This is a genomic window from Mucilaginibacter paludis DSM 18603, assembly GCF_000166195.2.
GTDB classification, from domain to species: domain Bacteria; phylum Bacteroidota; class Bacteroidia; order Sphingobacteriales; family Sphingobacteriaceae; genus Mucilaginibacter; species Mucilaginibacter paludis.
Genome location: NZ_CM001403.1, coordinates 2,822,379 through 2,838,579, shown reverse-complemented (window position 1 = coordinate 2,838,579; position 16,201 = coordinate 2,822,379). Strand labels below are relative to the sequence as shown.

The window sequence follows — 16,201 nt, the reverse complement described above, 5'->3', positions numbered from 1 at the left end:
ATTTTCTATGAGAAGATCATTAGTTTTATTTGTGACGCTATTTTTGAGTATTGCAGTTTTTGCACAGCACACGCGGGTACCCGTGTCCGGAACATGGGCTTTTAAACTGGATCCTCTTGATAAAGGGATACCTGAAAAATGGTACAGCCAGAAGTTGCAGGGAAGAATCACTTTACCGGGAACACTTGATGACGCGGGCATCGGGAAGCCGGTTCAGACAGATACGCTGAAACTTAACAAGCAGGTGATGATGCATTTGTCAAGGAAGCATGAATATACCGGCGCGGTGTGGTACCAGCGTACCATTGCAATCCCGCATAACATGCAGGCAGCCCGCATGATGCTTGAGCGTGTGATCTGGAATACCGATTGCTGGATAGACGGCCGCGCGGTTGGTACACAGGAAAGCCTGATTGCTCCGCAATTTTTCGATTTAGGAACACTGAAAGCAGGAGTGCACCAGATTACCTTACGTGTGGATAACCGGAAGCAGCATGATATCAGCGTAAATGATTTTGCCCATGCCTATACAGACGGCACACAAATTATCTGGAATGGCGTAATCGGAAACATGGAGATTGTCGACCGGCTTCCTTTATCGATAGAGAAGGTACAGGTATTTCCCAGTTTAAAAAACAGCTCGGTAGAAGCAAATATCAATTTTGTCCCCGGACGGGCAGACAAAAAGTACTATGTCAGGGCAAGAATATTAAAAGGACTACAAGTTGTTGAAGATACAAGGAACATCGTGATTACAGGCGATAGTTTATGGCATACGAAATTCATCATCAAGGTAAAGGATGCCCGGGGATGGGATGAATTTAATCCCCGGCTTTATCAGCTTAAAATCGATGTAACCAATAAGTCAGGCGAGGTGATCGACAGCAGAACAGAGCAATTTGGCTTCCGCGATCTGTCTTCAGAGAAAGGCCAATTCCGCATCAACGGGAGGCAGATGTTTCTGCGGGGAACGCTTGAATGCAACATATTTCCGCTGGAAGGCCATCCGCCGATGAATGCAGCCGGATGGTATAAGGTTTTTAACACCGCGAAGCAATATGGACTAAACCATATTCGGTTTCACTCCTGGTGCCCTCCCGAAGCAGCCTTTAAAGTAGCCGATTCTCTTGGATTTTACCTGCATGTTGAACTGCCTTTATGGAGCCTCACGGTAGGCAAAGACCCCGGAACGTTATCATACCTGAAGGAAGAGGCAGTCCGGATCATACAAAATTACGGGAATCACCCTTCATTTTGTTTTTGGAGTATGGGTAATGAACTTGAAGGCGATTTTAACTGGCTTCAGGATTTGGTAAGGCAATTGAAAGCGCAGGATAGCAGACGGCTTTATACTACCACTACTTTTAGCTTTCAAAAGGGACACGGTAAGTACCCCGAGCCGACAGACGACTATTTTATTACCCAATATACGGATGAGGGCTGGGTGCGGGGGCAGGGAATTTTCAATACGAACGTTCCCGACTTTAAAACTGACTACAGCAATGCGATAAAAAATATCCCGGTGCCGCTCGTAATTCACGAAGTTGGTCAATATTCTGTTTATCCCGACTTGAGTGAAATTTCTAAATATAAAGGAGTTCTGGAGCCTATGAATTTTAAGGCCATCCGCAATGATCTTCGAAATAAAGGAATGCTTAATCTGGCCGGCCCCTATTTAAAAGCCAGTGGTAACTTGGCAGCAAACCTTTATAAAGAAGAAATTGAGCGCGCCCTCAAAACCTCAGGTGTGGGTGGTTTTCAACTACTCGACCTTCATGATTTTCCCGGACAAGGAACTGCGCTTGTAGGTTTGCTAAATGCTTTCTGGGATAGTAAAGGCATAATCACACCTGAAGAGTTCCGCCGGTTTTGCGGGCCTGTAGTGCCCTTGCTCAGATTCGGCAAGGCCACCTATACCAATAACGAGGTGTTTTCGGCTTCGGTAGAAATGGCGAATTTTTCTGATAAAACAATAACGGATCAATTAATCTGGTCTATAAACGATAAAGAAAAAAAAGTGCTGTTTAGCGGAAAGTTGGATAAAAAGGCCATTCCAGTTGGTAACGGACAACAGATCGGTAAATTCAGTGTCAATCTTGAATCAATTACCAAGGCCATGCAGTTGGAGGTAACCTTAAGGGTTGTTAATTCTAGTACTATCAGTAATCATTGGAGCATTTGGGTATATCCGTCAACAATAGCAGAAGCGCCCAAAAATGTAATTTTCACAACGTCGGCAGATAGCGCATTGAGTTGGTTGAAAAAAGGAGCAAATGTTGTCTTGAATCCTGATACAGCGGCAATAAAAGGGGTCAGTGGTCGGTTTGCACCTGTTTTCTGGAGCCCTGTCCATTTTCCGGATCAGCCGGGAAGTATGGGACTGCTGGTAAACCCGGCCCATCCTGCCCTTGCTGATTTCCCTACAGCTAATTACAGTGACTGGCAATGGTGGGATTTGGTAACCAATTCAAAAACGATGATTACTGATATGCTTCCTGTTCAGCCACTCCCGATAGTCCGAGTAATAGATAACTTTTTTAAGAACAGGAATATGGCAGATATATTGGAATTTAAAGTAGGCATTGGTAAGCTTATTATTTGCTCTATGGATATACATCATAATTTAACTGAGCGCCCTGTTGCAAGACAACTTAGGCATAGTCTCCTGAGATATGCTGGTGGTAAGGATTTTGCACCAATTTCAAGTCTTAGCAGTTCTGATTTGCAAATCTTTATTAAGTAAATTAACGGTCGCATCCCTTAAAAGCCCGGTCATAAACCCGTTCTTTGAATTTATCAGATCGGTCCGAGCTCGCTTCTAACCCGCGTTAAGTGTGGGTTCCAGGAATTAAGTATTTTATATGAAGGGCCAAAGTGGAAGCTTCATCGCCTCACTATACAAAATTATTTTTGAGCGAATGAATAAGGTGAGTAATGACCTCCAGTGAAACGAACGTGGCTTTTAGTTAATCGCCTTTTAATAGAATGTTTAAACATTTCGGTTTTAATTACTCTCGAACCATGCCCTAGGCACTGGCAGACAATTAATCATGTCCGCCTATATACGGCGATGACACAGCATGAACTAGTTCAAATTGGCCTCCCAAACTTATAACTATTCTTGTTTTCCTGATTGTTTGCCGAAAATTTGGTTCCGATGGGCAATTCCCCAAACAGAGAGTTCTGCAATTACCCTGTCCAAAGTCTTGCCATGGTTTGTTAGGGTGTATTCGACTGTAGGTGGAAAGGTTGCATGAACTTCACGCTTGACAAGTTGGTTTAATTCAAGATCTTTCAGTTCTTCCGACAACATCTTGTCGTTATGCCAGGAACTTCTTTAGCTACCTGTTTAAATCTCGAGGCACCTTTGGAAAGAGCCAACATGATCTGAAGTTTCCATTTTCCACTTAAAACATCTAAAGCGTCCCGGACTGTTATTGCGTTACAATCGCCGCAACTGGCGGTGATCTCATGGTGACTATTGAAATTAATATCATTCATAGTATAGTTACTTTCCCTATGTGTTAATAATGCCGCAAACTTTAATGCAGGTTATTTCGAAAAGCTTTCCATGGAAGAGATTGAAGGCCATTTAACAACAAGTTTGTTTGGCCCGATGAAGGTTACTAAAGCGGTTTTACCCGTCATGCGTAAACAGAAATCCGGACATATCGTCACTATTTCTTCAACTGCAGGACTCACTGGCCAGACTTAAAAAATTCATCGCCTCCTCCCTGAACCTGTAATCGGCATAGGCCGGTTCATTGGGTAAATCGCCTTCGTAAAAAACGTTGTTCATATAATGATGCTTACTGCCGAGATTATAAGTGTTCACCAGTTGCTTCAGCTTTTTCTGGAGCAGTAAACCTAAGGCTGGGTCATTGATCCAGGCATGATCTTTATTAAGTGTTAACCGCTGTCCGCTAGTAATACGTGCCGTATGGCTGCCTGAATTTACGATCCCGGAGGCATACTGCTCCGTAAACGCCAGCATCGAGCTATTAAACTGTGGTTCACTAGCGTCTTTGACCAGCGGATATAGTGCAAAAACACGCTGTCGGCATTGAATCTCCCCTCGGCACTCGCTGTTGAACCGATATTTGACCAGGCCCCAAATCTTAATAAAGCGAACAATGTTTTCCTCCCCGACAGTAGGTTGATCTGAGGATAGCGGTCGGGCAGCTGTCGGGACGGTCAGGTGCAGCAAAGCGCAGGCTAATATTAATTTCAAATAGGTGGTTATCTTTTTCATAATTAATCTATGCCGCAAAAATGCAGTTGAGGCCATTCCGCAACCAATGCGATTGACCAAACCTCAAATTACGTTGACAGCAACCTTTCCAGTGCGGACAAGATCTTATCCTTATTATCAGCTGGTTTGTCAGGAAGATCAGGTACGTTGTCCAAATCATTCTTTCTGAAAAATTAAATTGTTTTAATTTAAACCATGAATAAACGGCAGATTGTCCTTTTACATGCGGGGTACTGGTTGCTCATACTGGTCCAGACCCTGCTGGTTTCGTTGGGTACGGGCGTATTGGGGACCCAGGTTGACTGGGGCCTTGCCTTTCGGATACTCCTGCCAGTGAAGATCTTACAGGTGAGCTGCGCCGCCGCCTTCTTTTATGTAAATTACCTGTTCCTGATCCCCCGTTTTTTGAAGTCAGGTAACCTGTCAAATACCTGGCCTCTATCGTCAGCTGTGTGATCCTGTTTACACCGGTATATTACCTGATGGAACAACGTGTATACCCGCTTATTGGCTAGAAAACCTATCAGCTCGATCTGGATTTTCGCTTCGCGGTAATGGTAACCCTGGGTGCGAATTTTATCAATATCTTTCTAGCTTTACTGCTCAGCTATCTAACGGACCGGCGCTCCTTGCGTGTGGAAAAAGAGATCGCGGAAAAGGAGCATTTGAGAACGGAGCTGGCATTTCTGCGCTCCCAGGTGAACCCGCATTTTTTGTTCAATACCATCAATGACATATACGCGCTTACGCAGCAGCAGGCCAAAGAAGCGCCGGCTGCCTTACTGAAGCTATCGGGCTTGCTCAGATATATGCTCCGAGAAAGCGAAGAGCAGTTCGTTCCGCTGGATGATGAGATCGCCTATCTTGAAAATGTGATCGAACTCCAGCGCGTCTGGCAGAAACACAACTGTTACTTTGACTTTCGTACGGAAGGCAGTTTCAGCGGCTATGTGATCGCGCCGCTGATCCTGATCAATTTTGTAGAGAACGCATTCAAACATGGAGCCTTCAATGATCCGGATAATCCGATCCTGATCTTAATTAGCCTAGAAAACAACGAGCTGGAGTTTAAGGTTACCAATCAGGTCAAACCGTTGAAAAAAGATAAAAGGGTAGGTATAGGACTTCCTAACGTCCGCCGCCGCTTATCCCTTATCTATCCAAACCGTCACGAACTTCGCATTAGCAAACAAGCTGATAGCTATTCCATAGATCTCAAAATAAAATTAATATGATCAATTGCCCGTTCGCAGATGATAAACCATTAGCCCTGGACGTACTGCTCAACTATGCGGCCCGGATGCCTGCGATTAATGTGGTATTAAGCACTACAGATCCCTTGAAGGCTTTGGCTAAAATTACCGAAGGTGGCATCGACCTGGTGTTTTTAGATATTCAGATGCCTGAGCTGAATGGTCTTCAACTCATCAAACTGATCGCCGGAAAATGTCAGGTGGTTTTTACGACTGCCTACGCGGAACATGCCTTAGAGTGTTATGAACTTAATGCGACTGACTATTTGTTAAAACCTGTATCCTTCGAGCGTTTTTATCAGGCAGTTGAAAAAGCGACGGTGGTGCTGAAAGGTTTAGGCGACCCCATCCCTTCATTAGCCAACCAGCCATCCACCGGAAACAGAGCGACTACATATTTGTCAAAACAGAGCACAAATTGTTTAGGGTGAATACAGCCGATATTCTATATGTGGAAGGCATGCAGAATTATATAACGATCCATACGGCCAATGAAAAAATCATTAGCCTGCAAACGATGAAAAAGCTGGAAGAGATCTTACCACAACCTCAGTTCATGCGCGTTCACAAATCTTTTATAGTGGCCCTGAGATCGTCAGCATCGAACGTAACAAGATCCAGATCGGCGGCATCCGCATCGCATTAGGGGAAGTTTACCGGGAAGCTTTTTATAATACTATTAGTTAGGTGGAGGTACTAAATCGTTACTGGTTTTCTCAATACTAATTGTAATATTTCATGGCTGCAACACTATAAGGATCGGTCAATGGCAAATAAACGCACATTAATAAGTTTGATGTCCCGCCAATTATTGTGTTTTGACGTAAAGCACATTGAACTCTTTTCTTAAGATATCATTTTGGCCTTAATCCAATGAAAAATAGTAATTTACAGGAAAGAAGAGAGGGGCTTTTATAAACTTTACCCTCAAGTAGGTCCTGTAGCAATAGATCCCACGTTATGCTGGTTGCAACGAGCTCAAAAGCATCAATTGTTCCACCAAATGGTTCGAATTATGTCCAGTCTGGAGAAACCACGGATTTCGAAAAAAATATGGACGAGCACTTGGGCCGCGCGGATGTCTCGCCAGTGTATAAGGACGCCGAGCAGACCCTTGGTACGCTTCGGCCTATCAATGTCCGGATCGACGAACAGTACCTTTTCGAGGCGGACCTGGATAATACCAGCGCGATCGGTTGACCTATTGATTAAAATCATGCAAAACCAGGGGCGTTTTAAAATATATGCGAGTTTGCCCATTCCCAGTGAGATTGATCATATGGAAAAGGCCCGTGAAGACGCCAGGACAATTCTTATAGAGTATAGCTCACTTTCAGAAGAGGCGGCGGCGATCATTTCAAGCGAATTATGGGGAACAATCAGAGATTGCTTGAGAAGCATGAGTGATTTGATCGATCAATTCGACCGAGGCGAACTCAATTCAAAAGATGATATCTTATCATTTACAGCAATAAGTGTAAAGACTGCTTTAATGATCCGGTCATTTATTGGTGCTGATAAGCTTTCTTATGAAAGTGTTGCCCTTTTCGCAACAAAAAAAGATTTGGAAAGAATCACTAAAATGGACGCGAATTCCTCTGTAGAAATGACCAGTAACAGGGCCCCCGCTAATTAGGACAAACGCGGTATACTATCGACTGATATAATATGATTAAACTTCGTAATTCAATCGCTTTTATACGCCCAAGTTTATTAGAGATATTAATACTAGCGGGAGGCATCCATTTATTCGTGCTGAACATAAAAATCTTCAACCATGTCTAAAATCAAATCAGAAGGATCTTCGCCACGCTCTTTTATTGCAAGCATTAACACACTATTCAATCATCTCGAACATGAATGGTTGTCCTACACGACAATGGGCCGAGCTGATCTCGTATACTTCGAAAGTTGGATAAATGAGCATCAATGGCTGTCATCCGCGCTTTCCGGCAGCGTAAAAGGAACGCATGAAAGAGTTATAGCTGTATTCGCGCTTGCTGTAATTTTTCTGGTTGTCTTCCTGACTGGCGGTTTGCTCAACAGCAATGTTCAGCACGTTGCGTTCCAGGTTCAGTTTGAAATCTTCTTTCTTCAGACCCGGCGCAGCCAGTTCCAGATGATAGTTGTTTTCCGTTTCGCTGATATTGACGGCAGGTACGCGGGTTACCATACAATCATTGAAAAAAGTGTCATTAAAAATAGAATCGAAAACATCACTAAAACCTGGTAATAGTGAACTGTTTCTTTTGTCGGGATTAAATTTAACCAATGTCATAATCTTTTCTTTTAATTGTTTTTAAAGGATCAAACCATTTAGTCTATTAAACTTAAAGAACGATCGTTCGGCAGCAATACTACAAGTGAGATGCCAAAGCCAGAAATGGAATTAAAACTGAATTTTTTTCAGCGGGCATCTGAAAAATTTACAGCTGCGCTGCCAGATTTTCATCGGCCTGGCCTTCTTCAAGGGCTTAAAACCTTTCTGTGTTTTTAAGGTTATTATTAGATTAAATCAAACAAAAAGAGCCACTGAACAGATAATGCCGTTTTCTGGCCGCACCGAATACTAATGACCAGACTTCAGCATTCACAAGAGCTATCAACCCTGCAATCCATATTTGAAGGCATTGACGACGCGATATTTTGCCATGACCTTGATATGCGGATCACCCATTGGAATCCGGCAGCTGAACAGCTATTCGGCTATAGTCATGAGGAAATAATCGATGAATCGGTTTACCTGCTGATCCCGCAGGACAGGCAGCAGGAAAAAATGGACATCATGCGTGATATTATGGAGGGGAGACGGATCGGACATTTTAAAACGATTCGCAGAACCAGGGAAGGCGTTGAAATCCCCGTGTCTATAACCATTTCGCCTATCCGGGACCAGGAGGGACAAGTTACAGGATCGTCACAGATTGCCCGCAGTATCATCGAAGAAAATGCTGCCGAAGAAAAGCAGGCCAGGCTGGCCGCCATTGTCGCCAGCTCGGACGATGCCATTGTCGGTAAAAGCCTGCAAGGCATCATCACCAGCTGGAATATCGGCGCAGAAAAAATGTTTGGCTATACGGAGCAGGAAGCAATTGGTCAACATATTTCATTACTAATACCGCCGGAGCGTCTGAATGAAGAAGATATAATTATCGGAAACATTCGTGCCGGAAAAAAGGTAGATCATTTCCAGACTATCCGCAGAACCAAAGGGGGACAACAGTTGCACATATCACTGACGGTGTCTCCCATCCTCAACAAAGCCGGCGAAATCATCGGGGCTTCAAAAATAGCCCGGAACATTACAGCGCAAAAAGAAGCAGAGCGGTCCGTCGCTAAAAGCATGGAGCGTATGGAAATCCTTAATTCAATCAGTAAAAGCATTAACGAGGATCTTGATCTGCAACACATTTTACAAAGAGTGACCGATGCTACTACCAGGCTTACCGGCGCGGATTTCGGTGCCTTCTTCTATAACCGGGTAGACCAGGGCGGTGAATCCTATTGGCTTTATACCATTTCCGGGGCGCCACGGGCTGCTTTTGAAAACTTTCCCATGCCCCGTAACACGGCTGTTTTCCATCCGACCTTTAGCGGTGAGGACGTTGTCCGGGTTGATGACATTACAAAAGATCCGCGTTATGGAAAAAATTCACCCTATTTTGGTATGCCCAAAGGCCATTTGCCGGTTGTGAGCTACCTGGCGGTTCCCGTTATTACTCATTCGGGCGTAGTCATCGGCGGGCTTTTTTTTGGCCACAAACAAGCTGGCATTTTTAAAGAAGAGCATGAAGACCTGGTTGTTACCGTAGCCTCACAGGCTGCCGTTGCCATAGATAATTCCAGGCTCTTTGAGGAAGTAAAGGATCTGAGCAATAAAAAAGATGAATTTATCGCCTTGGCCTCCCATGAGCTTAAGACGCCACTGACTTCGATGAGCGGTTTTTTGCAGATATTAGAAAGAACGGTTCCGGATGGTATTGCCAAAAGTTTTGCAGAAAAGGCACTGAAGCAATTGGCCAAACTCAACGAGTTAGTCAATGACCTGTTTGATATATCTAAAATCCAGGCCGGTAAACTACAGTTGAATTTTGAACCTTTTGATCTTTCGGATCTTTTGGACGAAATAACCGATACGTTTGAGCAGACCCATCCCCACTATAATTTGAAAATGGCGGCAGATGGAGAGCTTTTGGTCTCGGGCGATAAGATGCGGCTGGAACAGGTGCTCACCAATTTACTGGGTAATGCCGTGAAGTATGCGCCGGACGCCAGGGAGGTAAGCATGATTGCTATCAGGACCGGGAATGAGGTTCGCATCTCTGTGAAAGACCAGGGTCCCGGTATTTTGCCTGAAAACCAGCAGCACATTTTTAGCCAGTTTTACCGTGTTAAAGAGCAGGAGCGAAAGACCTCGGGGCTCGGCCTGGGACTTTATATATCCAAGGACATTATTGACCGGCACGGCGGGAGGATCTGGGTAGAAAGCACCCCGGGCCATGGAGCGACATTTACATTTTCTCTACCAGCTTTTACAAACTAAAACAGCCTTATACTCAGGCTCATTTAATTTAAAAATTAAATAACAACCCCTTGGGTCCCTATCTTTGGGTTTTCCAATTGATCCAATATTAATGGCGTACTTTTCGACAATAATATCAGTTCCTTTTCTTTTTAATGTTTTATGATAAGGTTGATGAGTATGTCCAAAACACATAATGTCGGCGTCTGCCTTTTGCATCATGTCAAATAAATAATCTTCATTTAATAACTCATCTATACTGGTTGCACTTCCATGTTCAAGTAATAGCTTTACTATTTTATCCCCGAATAGTAGTTCCAACTTTATATGTAAAGGCAGGTTACGTAATAATTTGCGTTGTTCATCACCCAATAGGGAATTTGTACATAGGTAAGAAGATCGGCTTATTTCACTTTCTTCCTGGAATGCCTCAGTGCCATCAGCCGCGGCATTTCCAAGTTTTTATTCTCAACACTTTTGAAAAAAGCCTCCAAGGCCGGCAGATTCGCGTGGATATCGCTAAACAATATGATGTTTCAAATCATTAATAAAATACTTCACGAGTTTTTATCATCAATTTTTTAGCAAGTGATATATTAATTTTAGATTGGTATTGGCACGTAATTACCTGCTCTAAGAGAACGTATAGTAAAAGTAATACCAAATTTAATTTCGCACTTGTACTAAAGTTTTCAACCTTATATCGCGGGATGATGAACCTATTTGTATCTCATATTCACCCGGATCTAATTGCCAACTGCCGGTTTTAACATTATAACATGAAAATGCATCAGCACCTAATTCAAAATCTACTTTACCGGAGCCATTTTTATTTATAGTGATCTTCTTGAAATATTTCAACTCATGTATTGGCCTGTACACGCTTGGGTGCAAAGGCCTAACATAAACCTCGGCAATTTCGGCACCGTTAAAGTTACCCGTGTTTTTTATTGAAAAAGATCCCCTAATAGTACTTCTGTTCGATTTGATATGCAGGTTATTATATTTAAAGGTAGTATAACTCAGCCCGTAACCAAACGGAAATTGGGGTTCTACATTTTTGCTGTCGTAATAACGGTAACCTACCATTAAGCTGTCTGTATAATTTACTACGTCATTGTTTTCAGTTCCGAACACTTGCGAAGGGCAGTCTGCCAGTTTTTTTGGCCAGGAGAATGGTAGTTTACCGGATGGGGCTGTTTTACCTAACAGAATGTTTGAAATACTGGTTCCGCAGCTCATGCCAGGATATCATGCCTCTAACACAGCCGGAACATTTTTCAACCAGCCACCTAATTCCATAGGAGAACCGTTGATTAGTACAGCCACAACATTTTTGTTAATGGCCGATAACTTATTAATTAAATTTTCTTGCGAGCCCGGGAAAACCAGGTCGTTCCGGTCACGGCCTTCGGTATCCGAGGTGTAATCTAACCCGCCCACAAATATTACTGCATCTGCTTTTTTAACAGCCGCTGTAATTTTCGCCCATTTATCATCAGAGATCTGGGGCAGTTCCCATTCCAACCTTACACCTGCATCGCCCGGTTGTTTTATGTAATCTATAGAAAGTTCATAAGGTTCCCCCTTTTTTAGCTCTACAGAGGCAAATGCCGGTGAAAGCAGCTGGTTCCTGTCGGCAAAAGCGATCTGGGTGCCATTGTTGAAACCGTGATACATCTTGGCTACGCCATCTGCAGTTAGCCGTAAGGTGAACCGGCCATCCATTGGAGCAATAAGTTTCCCTTCAAAGTGCGCATGGGTGAAATCCTGTGGTTTAATCCTTGGGTCAGGCGATTTCATTTCCCACATAAAACTTAAAACAGAATCTTTTCGGTTAACTGCCGGGTGTTCCTGGTCGGTACCAAAATAAGAACTTTTAAAACCCGGGGTGCCATCCGGCCCAACAACAGCAGATTGTGGAATTGACTGAAAGCCGCCTAATTCGTTAGAAGGGATATAACTTACCTTATTGTTGCCCAACATATTTTTAAGCCCTTGAAGGGCTGTTATTTCATAAGGAGGCAAAATGGTTGAGCTTCCGCCGCCCATACCACCTAAACAAAACCTTTTATCGGCATTGGGGCCTATTACTACAACATTTTTGATCTGGTTTGCGTTTAGCGGCAATAGTTTACGATCATTTTTTAATAATACCATACCTTCTTCAGCCACTTTTTGAGCAATTGCCTGGTGTTCAATCGTATTTTGATTAGCACCGATACTCATATCCTTACCGTCTAATACGCCTAACCTGTCATAGATCCTGAGTATGCGGCGAACTTTGTCGTCAATAACGCTTTCGGGCACACGGCCTGCTTTCACCGCGTCTGCCAGGGCACCGCCAAAACCGCAAAAACTACCACCTGGCATAGATACATCCAAGCCAGCTAAAGCAGCCTTTTCGGTCGAGCGGGTTTGCAAAAAGTCGGTCATTACCAACCCGTCATATCCCCATCCATTTTTTAAAATTTCGGTCAGCATTTTTTTGCTGTCGCTTACAAATTCGCCGTTAACACCATTTGCCGATGTCATAATAGTCCAAACTTTACCTTTTTGTACCCCGGCCTTAAAAGCCGGCAGGTATATCTCGTTTAGTGTTCGTTCATCAACCATCGACATATAAAAGTTGCGATTGTTTTCGCGGTTATTACAGGCGTAATGCTTAAGGCAGGCAGCAACACCTTCGCTCTGAATGCCCTTTATATTGGCTACCGCAATTTCGCTGTTCAAAAGCGGGTCTTCCGTATAGTATTCAAAAAAACGACCATTTAGAGGATCTCTTAAAATGTTAACTGCCGGGCCAAACAAAACATTAAGTTTTTTAGCCCGGGTTTCATTGCCCATCACCTTTCCTGCTTGTTCAACTAGTTCGGGGTTCCAGGAGGCGCCAAAGGCCAGGCCGCAGGGAAAAGCAGTAGAATTGCCATTTTGGTTTGGCCCTCGTGGCCCGTCGGTGCATTTAACGGTTGGTATATTCAGCCTTTTTATTCCACTAAGCCCAAATTCAGGAAAAGCGCCCGCACACAAGCCTATCTTTTCCTGTAAGGTAAGTTGTTTTAATATTTTATCTACATGTAGTTCTTCCTGGCTCTTGCTACCCATAAGTGATTGTGATTGCCCAAAACAAGCTATGTGTATAAAAAAACAGGTAAAAAAAAGGGCGGGTATTCTCATTATAATTGCTGTAAATAAGTGTGGTATGTTAGGCTTTTATAAAAGTTAGTTTAAAAGTATATAATCGTTTTTAAGTAACTGTCATCAACTGTTTAAAACCATTTAGCATAAAAAATAAATGTGCAAAATCATTACGGTAGTAATTTTAAAATATAAAGTTTACTCGTTATTCAACCATCCTGCACTGTATTGTCACGAAGCAGGTATGGCACATGTTCGAAACCGAGACTATAAGCGATCTCGCTCACTCTTCTTGCTGGTAATGGTTAACTTATTAAATGGGCTTTGGGGAATCACCACCACCTTTCTTTCGGGGCTTTTTAATGTAACACATGTAATAGAAATTACTCTAACAAACGTTTGTTTTATAACCGGCCATCAATGATTAAACCGTTAGATACTTTTTTAGGCATCAATAAGCTTACAAGGAAGTGAGCGGATGCCATGTAGCGTTAACACGCTATACCGGGAACGCCGGTTTCGAAGATTGGCATGCTCATCAGAATGCGAGCCTCAGTTTGTTATTAAATGGCTGTCACAAAGAAGATCTGTTTGGTAAAAATTGCAAGCGGGTTCCTGGCGATGTGAAGTTTATTCCAGCAGGCGAAATGCATCGCTGCAATGATTATAGTGATGATACCCGAAAAATAAACATTGACCTAAGCGCGGATTTTATGAACCGGATGAATAATACAGAGGAGCACTTGTTAAAAACTATACCGCAAATTTTATCCACTAAAATTACACTGATTAAGCTTTACCATGATTTGGACGATCCATCGAGCCCTCATGCAATTGCATCCGCGGAATTGTTATTGTACAAGCTTTTTAACCCGGCAGGTAAAATAAAAACCCAAGCCGGTAAAAGCATGCCGCAATGGGCCGAACGTTTGCGTGATTTGTTAGAAGATGAATGGGACAAACCGCTTCATCTAACTGATCTTTCGACGAGGCTGGGTGTTCACCCCGTTACCATATCGCGATATTTTCCGCTATATTTTTCTTCTACATTGGGTAACTACATTAATCGCATTAAGGTAGATAAAGCATTGCGGCTACTTAAAAATACTCCTACGCTGTTAACTGAAATAGCCTATACCTGTGGTTTTGCAGATCAGGCGCATTTTACCCGGACCTTTAAAGCTGTATAACATCTATAATTTGAATGGAAAATTAATGATTCATCATTTCCGTCGCGGCGATTTTGAACTTAATCCCGTTAAGGAATTCCAAAATGAATTTAAGAGCGATATGGGAATGTTAGACTTTCAAATAGACAATCAAGGGCAAAATTTAGGCTTTAAATTATCAGGCGATCGTGTTAGAAACATCCGCTTTCGAAAAATAACTTCACAAAAATAAATCGAATGTATTTAACAGATATGTTGGTGATGGTATTAGCTGATGAAGTGAGATAATAACTCCTTTGTTATAACTAATGCAGCTTATGAGAGAGCGACGATTTGAAAAAATAAGATTTTCAATTGATTTTTTGTAGTTCGTAGAGGAATCGAATTTCGTTTAGACAACTTATAGTTGGTTCAAAAGCATCAATTGTTCGACAAAACGGTTCGAATTATGTCCAGTCTGGGGAGCTTGTAAATCAACAAGTTAGCCCCACTTCGGCAAGTGGGGCTTTTTTATTTGCAGAAAATTTGCAGAAAAAAAATCAAAACAGATACAAACGGCATTTTGCATAACTTTGTTTTTATACAGGTTTTAGGCTTATGATAGCTGATTTTAGTTGGGTTGTCTATACTTTTAAATCGCATGGTTGCGTTTTTTAAAGGAATCTGACTATAGTAAAAGGCTTGATTTCATTACCACCAAATTATGCAGCATCTAAAAGAATTTCTAATCCGCATCCAAACATTCGACCTACGTGTTATTGAGGATGATATTCAACTGGAATGGGGAACGAATGAAAAGAAGCATGTTAAAACTTATGATCTGACCTACGAAACCCAATATTACGATTCCTTTTCCTACAGAAGCGAACTAAGGGTATTAAAAGATATGGCCTTTTTAGACCTGCTAATCTTAAACAAAGACCTTATTTTGCTCCAACTGGCAGAATTATCTAAAGTCCGCAACCGCTTTAAGGAATTTTGGACAAATTACAACCAGCATTATTCGGAGATGAATTTGGTTTATCACCGCTCCTTTATAATTTCTGTCCGACTTGAATATTTATTTATTGTCAACAATCTGCAATCTGACAGTGCTGATATACAAGTAACCGCGAAGTTTGCGGAAGACCTGGGCGATTCTGTCAAGCTTCGGGAAAAGTTTTTAATGGAGCTGATCTATGCTGCAGAAAATTTTATTAAGCCGAAGATAACCGAGGTTGATTTTAAAAAAAGGATGAATGCCCAACTACCGGGGCAGGAAGCGGCAAAGGTTGAAGAAGCTCCGGCAGAAATCGAAAATACTAACGAAGCGAAAGAAGTAAACGAACCGGCAATAGTAGTACAGGAAACTACCTACCAACCAGAACTAAGCGAAGAACAGGCAGCCATTGCAAAAATAGTGGGCTACTATCCGACCTTTAAACATGGGGCAGCCGTGCAACTGTTTGATTTATTAAAAGCCTATTTTGTTCCTGAAGATCACGCTGCACTTGAAAAGCTGTTACTATATGATGAGGCACCCACTGCCCCTTTGGTATTCCGTGGCTTTGCAACCCAACTGGCCGATGCCTTTAAACAACTCTATGATGCTAACCTGATTGTCGGTTGCCGGAAGTCCGACCTGGAAAAATGGATCGCCCCGAAGTTCATGTACCTATCCCAACAGTCTGAACCCAGGGAATTGCCAGAGGGTTATTTGTCCGGCCTAATGTCAGAAAATACCCGTCCATGCAAATCTCCCATCCTGAAAATTGAGCAAAAGGAAGCTCAGTTTTTCATCCTGCCTACTCCCCGTAACAAAAAATAGCAAAAAAATGAGGGGGTAAGCGCAGGGTTACGGTTTACCCCCTTGTAACACTGCAAAACA

Annotated in this window: 16 protein-coding genes and 2 pseudogenes; 12 read left to right on the top strand and 6 right to left on the bottom strand. The window is 42.7% G+C overall.

Translation table 11 applies throughout. The annotated features are described in order from the left end of the window. Positions 1-7 precede the first annotated feature (7 nt). Entirely contained in the window at positions 8-2,743 is a 2,736-nt protein-coding gene (locus MUCPA_RS11885) for a glycoside hydrolase family 2 (protein ID WP_008506625.1), read from the top strand. Positions 2,744-3,115: 372 nt separating this feature from the next. On the opposite strand, the pseudogene MUCPA_RS11880 reads toward MUCPA_RS11885, so the two are convergent. Continuing rightward, positions 3,116-3,384, bottom strand: a pseudogene (locus MUCPA_RS11880) (winged helix-turn-helix transcriptional regulator). A gap of 187 nt (positions 3,385-3,571) precedes the next feature. On the opposite strand from MUCPA_RS11880, the gene MUCPA_RS36970 reads away from it, so the two are divergent. Then, positions 3,572-3,715 carry an SDR family NAD(P)-dependent oxidoreductase gene (locus tag MUCPA_RS36970; protein WP_233276865.1) on the top strand — a complete coding sequence of 48 codons (144 nt, stop codon included), beginning with the start codon at positions 3,572-3,574 and terminating at the stop codon, positions 3,713-3,715. On the opposite strand, the gene MUCPA_RS11875 is transcribed toward MUCPA_RS36970, so the two are convergent. Then, complete coding sequence (locus tag MUCPA_RS11875) at positions 3,686-4,252, bottom strand: hypothetical protein (RefSeq protein ID WP_040625859.1); 567 nt, start codon at positions 4,250-4,252, stop codon at positions 3,686-3,688. The genes MUCPA_RS36970 and MUCPA_RS11875 overlap by 30 nt on opposite strands. Before the next feature lie 195 nt (positions 4,253-4,447). On the opposite strand from MUCPA_RS11875, the gene MUCPA_RS11870 reads away from it, so the two are divergent. From MUCPA_RS11870 to MUCPA_RS11850, 6 genes are all read left to right on the top strand, one after another. Then, positions 4,448-4,708 carry a hypothetical protein gene (locus MUCPA_RS11870; RefSeq protein WP_008506619.1) on the top strand — a complete coding sequence of 87 codons (261 nt, stop codon included), beginning with the start codon at positions 4,448-4,450 and terminating at the stop codon, positions 4,706-4,708. Positions 4,709-4,806: 98 nt separating this feature from the next. Next, complete coding sequence (locus tag MUCPA_RS11865; RefSeq protein ID WP_050982086.1) at positions 4,807-5,487, top strand: sensor histidine kinase; 681 nt, start codon at positions 4,807-4,809, stop codon at positions 5,485-5,487. Beyond that, a complete protein-coding gene (locus tag MUCPA_RS38840) occupies positions 5,484-5,936 on the top strand; it encodes a LytR/AlgR family response regulator transcription factor (RefSeq protein WP_233276864.1) in 453 nt (150 codons plus the stop codon). Before MUCPA_RS11865 ends, MUCPA_RS38840 begins: the two co-directional genes overlap by 4 nt. A 29-nt stretch (positions 5,937-5,965) precedes the next feature. Beyond that, a complete protein-coding gene (locus MUCPA_RS38835; protein WP_233276863.1) occupies positions 5,966-6,151 on the top strand; it encodes a LytR/AlgR family response regulator transcription factor in 186 nt (61 codons plus the stop codon). Positions 6,152-6,465: 314 nt separating this feature from the next. Continuing rightward, positions 6,466-6,705: a hypothetical protein gene (locus MUCPA_RS11855; protein ID WP_008506618.1), complete on the top strand. Its 240-nt coding sequence runs from the start codon at positions 6,466-6,468 to the stop codon at positions 6,703-6,705. 16 nt (positions 6,706-6,721) lie between these two features. Next, the gene (locus tag MUCPA_RS11850) at positions 6,722-7,141 is read left to right on the top strand and encodes a hypothetical protein (protein ID WP_008506617.1); all 420 of its coding nucleotides are present in this window, start codon (positions 6,722-6,724) and stop codon (positions 7,139-7,141) included. 300 nt (positions 7,142-7,441) lie between these two features. Here MUCPA_RS11850 and MUCPA_RS11845 read toward each other — a convergent pair whose 3' ends face one another. Next, positions 7,442-7,783, bottom strand: coding sequence for an Hsp20/alpha crystallin family protein (locus MUCPA_RS11845; protein ID WP_008506616.1), 342 nt, complete (start codon positions 7,781-7,783; stop codon positions 7,442-7,444). A gap of 294 nt (positions 7,784-8,077) precedes the next feature. Here MUCPA_RS11845 and MUCPA_RS36020 point away from each other — a divergent pair, with 294 nt between their 5' ends. Further along, positions 8,078-10,048 carry a sensor histidine kinase gene (locus tag MUCPA_RS36020; RefSeq protein ID WP_008506615.1) on the top strand — a complete coding sequence of 657 codons (1,971 nt, stop codon included), beginning with the start codon at positions 8,078-8,080 and terminating at the stop codon, positions 10,046-10,048. Here the strand turns inward: MUCPA_RS36020 and MUCPA_RS11835 are convergent. From MUCPA_RS11835 to MUCPA_RS36015, 3 genes and pseudogenes are all read right to left on the bottom strand, one after another. Continuing rightward, positions 10,028-10,399 carry a metallophosphoesterase family protein gene (locus MUCPA_RS11835; protein WP_157543881.1) on the bottom strand — a complete coding sequence of 124 codons (372 nt, stop codon included), beginning with the start codon at positions 10,397-10,399 and terminating at the stop codon, positions 10,028-10,030. The genes MUCPA_RS36020 and MUCPA_RS11835 overlap by 21 nt on opposite strands. A 294-nt stretch (positions 10,400-10,693) precedes the next feature. Next, positions 10,694-10,945, bottom strand: a complete 252-nt coding sequence (locus MUCPA_RS39225; RefSeq protein ID WP_262493004.1) for a fibronectin type III-like domain-contianing protein — start codon at positions 10,943-10,945, stop codon at positions 10,694-10,696. 111 nt (positions 10,946-11,056) lie between these two features. Further along, a pseudogene (locus MUCPA_RS36015) lies at positions 11,057-13,132 on the bottom strand (glycoside hydrolase family 3 protein); the annotation flags it as partial. Between the two features lie 503 nt (positions 13,133-13,635). On the opposite strand from MUCPA_RS36015, the gene MUCPA_RS11820 reads away from it, so the two are divergent. The 3 genes from MUCPA_RS11820 (at position 13,636) to MUCPA_RS11810 (ending at position 16,141) form a co-directional block, all read left to right on the top strand. Then, positions 13,636-14,355 carry a helix-turn-helix domain-containing protein gene (locus MUCPA_RS11820; protein WP_008506611.1) on the top strand — a complete coding sequence of 240 codons (720 nt, stop codon included), beginning with the start codon at positions 13,636-13,638 and terminating at the stop codon, positions 14,353-14,355. A gap of 10 nt (positions 14,356-14,365) precedes the next feature. Further along, a complete protein-coding gene (locus MUCPA_RS11815; RefSeq protein WP_147425552.1) occupies positions 14,366-14,566 on the top strand; it encodes a hypothetical protein in 201 nt (66 codons plus the stop codon). Between the two features lie 471 nt (positions 14,567-15,037). Beyond that, positions 15,038-16,141: a hypothetical protein gene (locus MUCPA_RS11810; RefSeq protein ID WP_008506609.1), complete on the top strand. Its 1,104-nt coding sequence runs from the start codon at positions 15,038-15,040 to the stop codon at positions 16,139-16,141. Positions 16,142-16,201: the final 60 nt, after the last annotated feature.